The 12,113-nt window shown below is 69.9% G+C and carries 4 protein-coding genes; 2 read left to right on the top strand and 2 right to left on the bottom strand.

From position 1 onward, the window contains the following. Nucleotides 1-130: integrase (locus V5O46_RS32095; protein ID WP_456300730.1), on the top strand; the 130-nt coding region annotated here is incomplete at its 5' end. A 103-nt stretch (nt 131-233) separates the two neighbouring features. On the opposite strand, the gene V5O46_RS31015 is transcribed toward V5O46_RS32095, so the two are convergent. Both V5O46_RS31015 and V5O46_RS31010 read right to left on the bottom strand, forming a co-directional pair. Continuing rightward, nucleotides 234-494 carry a hypothetical protein gene (locus tag V5O46_RS31015; protein WP_143070872.1) on the bottom strand — a complete coding sequence of 87 codons (261 nt, stop codon included), beginning with the start codon at nt 492-494 and terminating at the stop codon, nt 234-236. Continuing rightward, complete coding sequence (locus V5O46_RS31010; protein ID WP_332888072.1) at nt 491-8,320, bottom strand: ricin-type beta-trefoil lectin domain protein; 7,830 nt, start codon at nt 8,318-8,320, stop codon at nt 491-493. Before V5O46_RS31010 ends, V5O46_RS31015 begins: the two co-directional genes overlap by 4 nt. A 514-nt stretch (nt 8,321-8,834) precedes the next feature. Between V5O46_RS31010 and V5O46_RS31005 the strand changes: the two genes are divergently transcribed. Further along, nucleotides 8,835-12,002 carry a DNRLRE domain-containing protein gene (locus tag V5O46_RS31005; RefSeq protein WP_332888071.1) on the top strand — a complete coding sequence of 1,056 codons (3,168 nt, stop codon included), beginning with the start codon at nt 8,835-8,837 and terminating at the stop codon, nt 12,000-12,002. Nucleotides 12,003-12,113: the final 111 nt, after the last annotated feature.

The following is a 12,113-nucleotide window of genomic DNA, read 5'->3' as shown; positions in this document are numbered from 1 at the left end:
CGTCACCGCTGGCGTCTACGCCCACGTACGCCTGCGTCTCCAACGGCAAGCGATCGACGCCCTCGGCAACGCACTCAGCCCGACGGGCAACGACCCCGACGACCCGCCCGCCGCAGCCGTCGTCCGCTGACGTTGCCGTCAGCGTTGCCGTCAAACGCCCGAGAGGCCCCACCGAATATCCATTCGGTGGGGCCTCTCGAAATGTCCACAGCATGTCACGGACTGAGGCTGACTTACCGAGTCACCTGAAGGCGCTCCTCCAGCGTTTCCAGTGAAATCTCACCTTGCACCCATGCGGTGACGTATTGCAGGTCATGAACTGAAAGACCGAAGGCCGATCGCAGCACTTGGGCCAGCCGGAACGGCGCCAACCTCAAGTTCGGATGCTTGTCGATTAGGAGATCAGCGATCTCTGCGATGCTGCACCCAATTCCGTGGTACTCGACGGCCAAGCGCGCCAATCGTTCAATTTCCTCGTCCATCAGTTCCCTCATCTTCGGAATGTGGCAAGGACTTGCTGGAAGTCCCCGTCGAGCCTCGGAACTGCTTCATCGATCCTCGCACGAGTGAAGCCATATCTGGCTGCCTGCCTTCCAGTCCAGGTTCCCTTGGCTGCCGACACAAGGCTTGCACCACCACGGACAGCTTCATTGAAGCCTCCAAGGTTATCTCCGTATACCCAGATCCCCTGGACACCCTGAACTCGGTCCCCGAAGTGGCCCATAACTTCGTCGAACATCGCCTTACCCCGCAGCGGCGAACCCCTGTCGGGATTGTTGTGCATCATCATGGTCAGAATGCCGTCACTGTCGAGGTCGGCAATCACGCCACTTCCACTCGCATCATGCGAGATAGAGTAAGTGCTTTCGTTACCGCCACGCGTAACTCCGCAGTTGTGAACGAGGACCGACGTGGCGCCTGCGAGCACATAGTACGTGTGGACGTCGCCGACCGTCAGGTTGTGGACCGTCGTGCCCGGGCTCGTCCGGCGGTCGACCGCGGTGATCTGGACGTACGTGCCCGCGCTGGTCTGGAGCCACTGGCCGGGGCGCAGGTCGGTGGCGTCGAGCCACTTGCCGAGTTCCGGGACCCAGAAGGGGTGGCCGTCGGTCGCGGTGACCTCCGACGTCTTCGTGCCCTTGGGGCCGTCGGTGTCGATGGTGACCTTGACCAGGTGCTTCAGGCCCTCGCCCTTGATCTCGGCGGTGACCGTCTCGATACGGCGCTCGCCGGTCTTCGGATCGGTGGCGACGACCTTGTCGCCGGCCCTGACCTGCTCGATCGGCTTGGCAGTGCCGTCGGCCATCAGGACGCGGGTGCCCGGGACGAAGCTGTTGCCGACCGGGCAGGAGCCGCCGCCTCCGTCGGCCTTGCCGGAGCCGCCGCTTCCGCTGGAGCCGCCGCCACTGGTGCGGGAGGAGCCGCCGGAGTTGCCGCCCGGCCTGGAGCCGCCTCCCTTGCCTCCGCCGCCCCCGGAGGAGCCCTTGCTGACGGACGACACCTTCGGGGCCGACTTCGCCTGGGCCTGCTTCTGGACGGGGTTGCCGGTCTTCTTGGTCTGCGCGACCGCCTTGTCGGAGGTTCTCTTGGCCTGCTCCGCCGCCTTCTTCTTGGCGCGTTGCGCGGCCTCCTTCTTCGCCTTCTCGATCGCCGCCTTCTTGGCCTTCAGCGCCGCCGCCTCGGCGGCCTTGGCGGCGCGGAGGACGGCCTCCGCCGCCTTCTTCGCCTTGCGGAAGGCCTGGATGGCGTCGATCGTGCGGCTGACCGCCTTCAGCACGGACGGGATCTTGCCCAGCTTGGTCCACGGGATCGCCCCGACGATCAGGCTGCCGCAGGACCACATGTCGCCGCCGAAGCAGGCCAGGGCGTCGTTGATGCCGATGAAGTCCTTCAGCGCACCCCAGGCCGCGGAGAGGATCACCGAGCTGAGCGACTTGCCCATGGTGGCCTGTGCCTGGGCGACCTGTGCCGCGGACAGGCCCGCGCCGGCGAGGGCGGCGGCCCTCTCCGAGGCGGTCAGGGTGATGGCCAGACCCGTCGGGTCCGACATGGTCACCGGGTTGTTGTGCGCGTAGGCGTAGCCGTTGGACTGGAGGAGGTCGTTGAGGTCCAGCACCGGGTCGGCGGACAGGAAGCGGCCGACGACCGGGTCGTAGAGGCGGGCGCCCAGCGGCTGGTAGCCGGAGGCGTCGTCGCGGGTCGCGCCCAGGAAGCCGGAGTGGCTCTGGAGCTTGGCTCCGACCGTGTCCGTGCCTCGCTGATTGCCGAACGGGTCCTGCTTGCGGATGCGCACCGGCATGCCGTCGGTGAGGGAGACCTCTGCGTAGGTGCTGCCCTGGTGGTCTCCGGCAAGCGCGACCAGGGTCTCGCCGCCGTTCCCGTTCGCGTAGCGCATCACCGCACCGCCGGGGGCCGTGTAGGTGCGCTGGGTCTGGACCAGGACACCGCCCCGCTGGACGGTGACCTCGGCCTCGCCCAGGTACAGGGTCGCCTGCTTGCCCTGGATCCGCAGCAGCTGCGAGCCGTCGGGGCCGTAGATGTAGCGGGTGTCGTTCTGCGCGGCCCACTGCTGCTCGGGCTTGGCGGCGTCACAGGCGGCGAGGACGATCGGGGTCGCGCTCGCCGTGTTCGCGTCCTTGACCGACAGGCACAGGCCCGACGCCACATGGGTCAGCTGACCGGACGCGTTCCGCTTCAGCTCCTGACCGGACGAGCCGTTGCACTTCTGCAGCAGGGCCGCCGAACCGGCGGTGTTCCCCGTCGGCTGGACACACCAGTCGTCGTGGACGACGAGGGTGCCCCGGTCGGGGTCGGTCTGCGTCGCTCCCGGGGTGGGTTCGAAGAGCCAGCTCTGGGCGGTCGTGGCGTTGCAGGAGTAGAGCTGGAGCGGCTGTCCGGGGGTGACCGTGTTGCTCTTCAGGTCAAGGCACTTGTCGGCCAGGCCCACGTACGGGGTCCTGCCTGCGGTGCCCTGGCCCTTGATCCGGTCGATCTTGCCGTCGTGGGTCCAGGTCAGCTCCTGCTTGTCGCCGTTCTGGACGGAGGTGACGGACCTGGTCTCGCCGGTCAGTTCGTACAGTCGCTCGGCCTCGGCCTCGACCTGGGCGCCCTCCGGCGTGGTGTAGGTCTTCGACACCTTGGTCAGCGTGCGCGGCTGGGTGCCGTCGGCCTTGCCGTAGGAGTAGGTGGTCGTGGCGTCCTTGGCCGTGACGCCGGTGAGGTCCTTCTCGGTCAGCTTGGTGCGGTTGCCGACCAGGTCGTACTCGTACTCCTGCCAGTAGCCGGAGTTGTCCTCGCCGGCGGCCGTGTTGAGGGTGCCGTCGGTGTTCTTCGGGCCGGTGCAGGCGGACTGGTCCTTGGCGGTCCAGGCGGTCTTCAGCTGGCCGAGGGGGTCGTAGGCGAAGCACTGGCGTTCGGCGATGCCGTCGGAGTGCTCGCGGACGGAGGTGACGTTGCCGGCCGGGTCGTAGGTGTACGACCGGTTGGAGACGAGGTGGCCGGTGACCACGCTCTGGTCCCCGGTGTTCTCACGGTAGACCGACTGTTCCCTGAGCTCGCCGCTGGACTCGTCGTAGGAGCTCTGCGTCCACACCCGGTACGGCTGGGCGCCGAGCGTCGAGCGCAGTACCTGTCCGTAGGAGTCGTAGACGGTCTCGGCGCCATACCAGTCCTTGCCGGAGACCGACAGGGGCTTGCCGTCCTTGTTGTAGCGGACGACGAGCTTCTCGGCGTCGAAGCGGCCGACCGATGGGAGGGTCGCCTCCTTGAGCGCACCGGTGTCGGCGTAGGTGTAGCCGTAGGTGTAGGAGGTCTCCAGGCCCCAGGTGTCGGCCAGGGTGTGCGGCAGGGTCTGCGTGGTGGAGGTCGGCTGGTAGTCCTTGGTGTAGCCGTTGATCCGCTGGGTGTAGGCCTGCCCGTCGGTGTAGCGGGTGGCGGTGGCGGGCATGCCCTTGCCGCCGGGGGCCGAGTCGTAGCCGAGGTCCGCCAGGATCTCGCCGGTGGCGTTGTCCAGGCGCTGCTCGGTCGGCCGGGAGAGGGCGTCGTAGCCGTTCCAGACGGTGATGCCGCGGGCGTTGGTGGTGGTCACCGGGCGGTCGCGGTGGTCGTACGTGATCCGCGTGGTGCCGGTGTCCGGGTCGGTGGCGGTGAGCTGCCGGCCCCGGTGGTCGTAGGTCCAGGTCCACGGGTGGGCCGGGTCGGCGGAGTTGACCGCCTTCACCAGTTGTCCGCGGGCGTCGTACTCGTAGCGCATCGACGTGTGGCCGTCGGGCGCCTGCGGGTTGAAGGTGTCCACCCGGGAGGTGCGGCCCAGCGCGTCGGTGTAGACGCGGTAGGAGGAGGCGCCGGAGGGCTGGACGACCTTCGACCAGTCCGCGCCGTACTCGTAGCGGGTGGCGCGGGCCGGGACCGGCTCGGAGGTGGCCTCGCCGGTCAGCGGGTCCTGGACCTTGAGGACCGGGGTCTCCTGCAGTACGCGGCCGAGGCCGTCGTAGGTGTAGCGGGTGATGTTGGGGACGGCGGTGTCGGCGACCGGGGTGAACAGCTCGCCGTTCTCGGCCTCGTGGGTGAGATAGGCGTTGTTGGTCTGCCAGATCTCGCCGGAGCTGTTGTAGAGCGTGTCGGTGATCAGGTGGCCGCCGCCGTCGGCCTCCTGCTGCGTCTGCCGCTCGCGGCCGAGGCCGTCGTAGAGGGTGACGGAGGTCTCGACGCTGTCGTTGTGGCCGCGGGTGTGGGTGGTGACGAATGGGGGCTTGCGGTCGGTGTTCTCCGGGTCGTACGCCGGGATGGTGTAGACGGCTCGGAAGTCGGGGACCGCGGAGCCGGACGGGGTGCGGCCCGGCGCCCAGGCCTCCAGCAGGCGGCCCAGCGGGTCGTACTTCGCCTCGCTGACGTGGCCGTTGGCGTCGGTGGTCTTCAGGGTCGTGGAGCGGCCGGGCTCCAGCTCCTGCTTCTGGGTGTGGCCGACGGCGTTGGTCTCGGTGACCGAGAAGACCTGGCCGGTGGCCGGGGAGTAGGTGATGGTGCCGGACCTGCCGTCCGGGTCGGTCTGCTTGACCACGCGGCCGACGGCGTCGAACTCGCTGGTGCCGTTGGCCTGGAAGCCGGTGCCTGCGCCGTTCAGCGACCAGGTCGCGGTGGCCAGGGCGCGTGTGGTGTCGGCGAGGGCGGTGCCGTAGCCCTGGCCGTCGTAGGCGGTGCGGGTGGCGCCGCCGAGCGTGGACAGGTCGGCGAAGTCGGCTGCCGCGCAGGTGGTCGGGGAGACCAGGGCCTGCTTGGTCAGGCCGATGATGTTCCGGCCGGTGTGGTGCAGGTACTCCAGCTTGGTGCAGGACTCGTCGCCGGACCTGCCGGTGTCGCCGAGCGACTCCACCTGGGTGGGCAGGCCGTGTGTCGGCTCGTAGGTGGTCCTGGTCTCGACGATGCGCTCGGTGCGGTCGTCGTCGCCGGTGCCGGAGGACTTGGTGTAGGCCGTCTCCTTCGGCTCGGTGACGCGCCAGGCGCGCAGCGGGCTGAGGCCGTCGTCGCGGTCGCGCCGGGCCAGTTCGGTGGCGGCGGGGACGGTGACACTGCGGGAGAGCCAGTCGGTGTCGGCGTCGGAGGCGCTGGTGTAGGTGAGCTCCTCGGCGATGCGGCCGGCGAACGGCTCGAGGTCCTTGGCTATCTCGGCGCCGGTGATGTCCTTCACGGACACGGTGTCGCCCATGCCGCGGAAGTAGCGGGTGACGGCCTTGGACTTCCTGCTGCCGATGGAGGGCTCGTCCGTGCCCGTGACAACCGTCGTCTGCTCGAATCCGGCGAAACTGGAGTAGGTGCGGGTGGACTTCTTGGTGAACTCGGCCTCGGCGAGCTTCCAGCCGGCGTTCTGGTAGGCGTAGGCGGTGCGGGTGCTGAAGGAGCCGTCGACGTTGGGGAGTTCCTCGATGGAGTCCACGACGTACTTGTGGAACCAGTCGATGTCCTCGACCTCGGGGTCGGGGTTCCAGAACTGCGGGTAGCACAGCCGGGTGTTGGACTTCAGCCCGGCGGTGTCGCCCTTGCCGGGCAGTCCGGTGCCGGTGGCGCAGGCGCCGGTGGACGGCTTGTAGGTGACGACGGTCTCGCCGCCGTACTCGTTGATGACGCGGGAGATGCGCAGCCGGGAGAAGCCGGGGCGCGGGTCGTCCGGCCGCATCACCCGGTTGGGCATGTCCTCGGCGTTGGACTCGAAGCGGACCGCGTTGAGGGTGACGCTGGCGTCGGTGGAGCCGTTGCGGGCGTAGCCGGTGCGCTGGATCGACTCCAGCCACAGGGCGGTGTTGGGGCCGGTCTTCAGCACCGGGAAGCTCTGCTTGAGGGCGTACCGGTCGACGACCTGGCGGGCGTCGGTGTCGGTGCGGCGCTGCGCGGAGGTCTGGATCTCGGCCAGGCGCTTGCGGCTCCAGAAGGTGGGTCCGGCGTTCCAGCACTTCTTGCCGGCCTCGCAGCGCAGGTCGGCGGGGGTGTCGTACCAGATGCGGTACTTGCCGGGGTCCTTGTCGGTGAAGTTCGCCTCGGAGCAGGTCAGCGAGCCCTCGTCGAGGCAGCGCTCGGCGACCGTGAACAGCACGCGGGCCGGGGCGGTCGCGGAGAAGATGCTGTCCTTGCGCTGCCCGTAGTCGATGCGGTGCAGATAGCCGCCGCGGTCGTAGACGACCGGGGCCTTGAAGTTGAAGTTGCGCGCGTAGTGGTTCTGCTCGGTCTTCCACCACAGGGACATGGCGTTGCCGTGGATGTCCTCGACGTAGTCGAGGTTCCAGCGCCAGGCCTGGGTGCACCAGGAGCCGGCCCAGTCACCGGCCTTGTAGCAGTCCTCGCCGGCGTGGTTGCCGTAGACGGGGACGGTCAGCACGGAGTCGGTGACCGGCTTGCCCTCGGTCCAGCCCGGGAGCTTGTGCAGGCCGAAGTGGTAGCGGGTGCCGTCCGTGGTGGTGATGCGCCAGTACTCGCCGTCCTTGGCACCGTTGCCGGTCGCGGTGCCCTTGACCCGCTCGATCTTGGAGCCGTCGCCGTTGGCGGTGAACCACTTGCCCTTGTCCTCGTCCCAGACCAGCTCGGTGGTCATGCCGCCGAGGGAGAGGGTGGCGTTCTCCGAGCCCCAGCACAGGTCGGCGGTGCGGTGCTTGGCGTTGTTGGAGCCGGCCTTCTTGGAGTCCTGGCGGCAGTTGGCGTAGGTGCGGGTGACGGAGCCCGGGTTGTAGTCCCAGCCGTCGCCGATCCAGGAGGCCTGGTTGTTGGTGGCGGAGGTACGTCCGTCCACCGACTGCGAGGAGTAGCCGAGGGCGACCTTGGGCATCAGGCCGCCGGCGGTCTCCGGGACCTGCACCTGGTATCCGTAGGTGAAGGCGCCGGAGGAGGCGCCCGCCGACCAGGAGCCGGAGGACAGCAGCGGGGTCGCGGTGAAGTCGCCCGCGGCGGAGGCACCGGTGTCCATGGCGCCCACGACCTGCGGTCCGGAGGCGTCGACCGCCTGGAGGGCGTCGGTGGAGACCGTGGTGGCCGAGGCGGTACGGGCCGAGGCTGCGGACGGCGTCGAGGCCGGTTCCGCTGCCGACCCGGCGGCGGACTCGGCTGCCTCGCCGCCGAGCAGGCCGGCTACCGGCACCGCACCGGAGAGGATCTTGTGGGTGGTCGCGTTCTTCGGGGCCTTTGCCTCGGTGGGCGCGTCGTCGGCGTCGACGACCTCGACCGTGCTGGGCAGCCGTTCGGCGCTGTTGTCGCCGTCGGCCCTGCCCGACATGGTCTGGACGCCGCCCTCGGCGGCGCAGTCTCCGCTGTCGGGGGAGGACAGCACGCATTCGGGCAGCAGCACCAGGCCGAAGCGTTCGGCGGCCTGCGGGCCGTAGAGGTCGGCGAAGGACGTGGTGTCGACGTCGAGCGCGACCTGGGCGGAAGGGTCGGCGGTGGCCGGCGGGGTGATCTTCATGATCAGACCGGAGACCCCGGCCTGCTGGGACGCGGCCGGCGCGGCCAGGTCCACCGTCCACTCGCCGGCGATCGCGGCGGGGTCGGTGCCTTCGGGCACGCCGAGCGCGACGGGAAGGCCGTCGGAGACCGGGACCGTGGAGCCCGGCTCCGCGTCCGGCTCGAGGGTCGCGGTGCCGCTGCCGTCGGTCCAGGGCGTCACCGCGGTCGGCTCGTACGGGTCGACGGGGACCTCGGGCGCGGTGGTGAGGTTCTTCTCGGCCTCTTCGTCACCGTCGACCGGGGTGTTCTTCGGCAGGTCGGGAAGGTCGACCGACTCCTCGCGGGTCATGCCCGGGCCGGGGACCGCCCAGGCCTCCGCGCTGAGGCTGGTCACCATCAGCGTCGAGGACAGCAAGAGGACGGTCGCCACGCGGCTGTGCCGGCGACGCCGTCGTTGTGACTCCGTTCCGGCCGGGCGTCTCCACGCCGGCCAGGACAGCGGACCTTGAGCACGCATGCGCGTCGACTCCCACCCAGGCGAACGAATGTGCCCGCACCTTCTGTCATGAGCGCCACACGGTTCAAGATCGGTGAGAGGTGGTCAGAGGACCTCGGTGTGAAGCCCGTCACAGCGCATCAGATGCCAGGCACGCCTTTTTCGCCACTGACGCGATCTATGGCGAAAAACCACCCTCATCTATGCACAACAGGCGATCAAAAGCCGTACATGCGACATCAACGGCCCAGCGCAGCATGCCCGCTGAGCGCCCATCACAAATTCATAAATTCCTCATGCATGGACGCCTTGTGCGAATCATGTGATCGTGTGCGCGCCCATGCCCCGTGAGCTGCACTCCGGGGCTGGTCTGTGCTGTCCCATCCGCCTGGCCCACACGGGAGTGACCGCCGTCGTGTCCGCGCCGCCTCGCCTCCTCAGCCCCTTCGTGCGCACCCGCACCCGGCTGACCCTCACGCTCGGCCTCGTCCTGGCCGCACTTACCGCAGCCCTGCTGCCCTGGTGGCTGCCCGACGACTCGTCACCACCGCAGGCCGGCCGGGCGACCGACGCCGAGCGGGCGGCCACCGGCCCCCGCGACGAGGCCGCGGCCATGGCGGAGGCCCGGCGCACCCGCAGGCAGGTCCTGGTCGACACGGCGACCACCGCCACGTCGCAGACCTGGGCCCGGCCGGACGGCCAACTGCGCACTCGGATCAGCGCGCTGCCGCAGCGCGCGAAGAACGCGGACGGGGTGTGGGCGCCGACAGACAACCGGCTGCTGCGGACCGAGGACCCCGGCGGCCTGGGTGTCCGCCCGGCCAACCCCGTGATACCGGTGCGGTTCTCCGGCGGTACGCCCGGCCGGAAGGACCGTGCCGACCGCTCCTACGCCCGCCTGCCGCTGACGGCGGAGTCCGCAGGACAGGACACGGTGCTGGCCGAGCTGGACATCGACGGCCACACCGTCGCCTACACCTGGCCGGGCCCGCTGCCCGAGCCGGTGCTCGACGGACCGCGGGCGCTCTACCCGGAGGTGCTGCCGGGCGTCGACCTGCTGCTGGTCGCCCGCGAGGAGGGCGGCTTCGCACAGCTGCTGATCGTCAAGGACCGGCAGGCCGCGCGGAACGAGGCACTGGCGACCGTCTCGTACGGACTGCGCTCGGACACGGCGGTGTTCCGGTACGACGAGGCCGGCAGCCGCGTCGCGGTCCTCGACCCGGCCGGCAAGGAGCTCGGTTCCGTCCCGACGCCCTTCGCCTGGGACTCCGCCGGCCGTGACCCCGAACTGCCCGGGGCCGGGCCGCGCACCTCGGTGGCGACACCGGCCGACGTGCTGAGGCTGTCCGGCCTGAGCGGCATCGAACCCGGCGCGCACCAGGCCCGGCTGCCGATCGGTCTGGAGGGCGACCGGACCGGCACGGCCCGGATCGACCTGAAGCTCGGCGGTACCGGCCTGCTGGCCGACGAGGCCACCCGCTTCCCCGTCTTCGTCGACCCCACGCTCAACGGCGGCTGGCAGGCCTGGACGGTGGCGTACAAGCCGTACCCGAACAGCAGCTTCTGGAACGGCACCAACTTCAGTTCCGGCACCTCCGACGCCCGGGTCGGGCACGAGGACGACACCGGCGGCACCGCCCGCTCCTTCTGGCGCATGCAGTACAGCAGCGGGCTGAAGGGCGCGACGGTCTCCTCCGCGACCTTCAAGGTGCTCAACAACCACTCCTGGTCCTGCACCAAGCGGGAGTTCCAGTTCTGGCTGACGGGGTCGATCTCGTCCGGGACGACGTGGAACAAGCAACCGAAGTGGTCCACCAAGCTCGACCAGCAGTCGTTCGCGCACGGCTGGTCCTCCAGCTCCTGCCCGGACGAGTACGAGTCGTTCGACGTGAAGACCGCGGCCCAGCAGGGCGCGAACGGCGGCTGGACGAACATCACCTTCGGCATGCGTGCCACCAGCGAGAACGACACCCAGACCTGGCGGAAGTTCCGGGCGACCTCGGCGACGCTGACGGTCGTCTACAACCGCAAGCCGAGCGAGCCCACCGGCGGCAAGTCCTCGCCCGGCGGGAACTGTGCGGTCGGCCCGGGCGCGGGGATCACCATCGGCAAGACCACCCTGACCCTGTCGGCGAACGCCAAGGACCCCGACGGCAACCTCAGCAAGCTCCGCTTCCGCTTCTGGCAGACCGGCGGCACGGTGCCGTCGGGCTGGACCGTCACCCCTGACTCCAGCGGCACCGCCAGGTGGCCCGTGCCCTCCTCGATCGAGCTGAAGGACAAGACGACGTACTCCTGGGACGTGCGCGCCGAGGACTCGTCCGGGGCGGTCTCCACGTTCTTCCCGCCGGGCACCGAGCCCTGCCGGCTCACGATCGACGCCACCGCCCCGCCGCAGCCCGAGATCACGAGTACCGACTTCCCCGAAGCCACGTCCGACGGACAGACCTGGGCGAAGGTCAAGTTCGGCGCGACCGGGTCGGTGACCTTCACCTCGGCGGGCGCGACCAGGTTCCGGTACGCGGTCGACGGCCTGGACTGGACTCCGGTCACGGCCAACGCCTCCGGCGAGGCCACCGTCACCGCCCTGGAGCCGCCGCACGCCGGCCCCAACTGGCTCAACGTGTACGCCTACGACGTGCACGGCAACGAGAGCGAGCGTTCGGACTACGCCTTCTACGTGCCACCGCGGGACAAGGCCGACGGCCCCTGGGACACGGGCGGCGACGGAATCGCCGACCTGCTGACGCTGAACCACAACGGCCACCTGTTCAACTGCGTCGGGGGTCCGGACGGCGACCTGCACAGCTGTATGGGCGCCGCGTACACCTCGGACAAGAAGCTGCACCCGGCCGGCCACTGGTACGACGGGGCCACCGGCAAGGCGGCGCTGATCACCCACTTCCAGGACGCCTACCCCGGCGACGGCGCCACCGACCTGTTCGCCGTCACCCCGGACGGCGGCTTCTGGCTCTACCCCGGCGACGGCTACGGCAGCTTCAACGTCGATGAGCGGCTGAGGATCCGGCTGCCGTCGGGCACCCCGGCACCGTCGACCTGGACGCAGATCAGGGCCGTGGGCGACATCACCGGCGACCGGCATCCCGACCTGGTGCTACGGGCCGGTCCGGAGTTCTGGACGCTGTCCGGCTACTCCGGCGCGAGCTTCCGGACGGCGACGCTGATGAACCACGACGCCTGGGCCCGGCGCGACATCGTCAACGTCGCGGACATCAACGGCGACAGCACGCCCGACCTGCTGTGGCGCAACCTGGACAACGGCAACATGTACGTCCGCCACGGCAAGCCGGGGGCCGTCGGCGGCAGCGTCGACCTCGTCTCGCTCAAGCTGGCCGTCAACTCGCTCAACGGCGATGTGTCCTACGGCACGTACTGGACCGAGGCCAATGTCGCGACCGCCATCGGCATTCCCGACGTCAGCGGTGACGGCATCCCCGACATCTGGGCGCGGTTCGCCTCCGACGGCTACACGCGGATCTACCACCCGTCCAGGACGAACACCAACGGTCCGGTGGCCGTCGCCCTGAGCCTGGACTGGAACGGGCACAAGGGCTTCGGCTGACACCTCCGCCCCCTCCCGGCCGGGGCCCGGCCCCCGCGCGTGCGGGGGCCGGGGCCCGGCCGGTGCGCGCGCGCGCCCCGGGCCCGGGGCGGGGGCTGTCCGCGGCCGCCC

This window comes from Streptomyces poriticola (genome assembly GCF_036689765.1).
Classification (GTDB): domain Bacteria; phylum Actinomycetota; class Actinomycetes; order Streptomycetales; family Streptomycetaceae; genus Streptomyces; species Streptomyces poriticola.
This window is presented reverse-complemented; position numbering and strand designations above follow the sequence as displayed.

Coding starts and splice junctions, on each gene's coding strand:
- V5O46_RS31015 (WP_143070872.1), bottom strand. CDS start 494: ATGAGGGAACTGATGGACGAGGAAATTGAACGATTGGCGCGCTTGGCC.
- V5O46_RS31010 (WP_332888072.1), bottom strand. CDS start 8,320: ATGGTGACCAGCCTCAGCGCGGAGGCCTGGGCGGTCCCCGGCCCGGGC.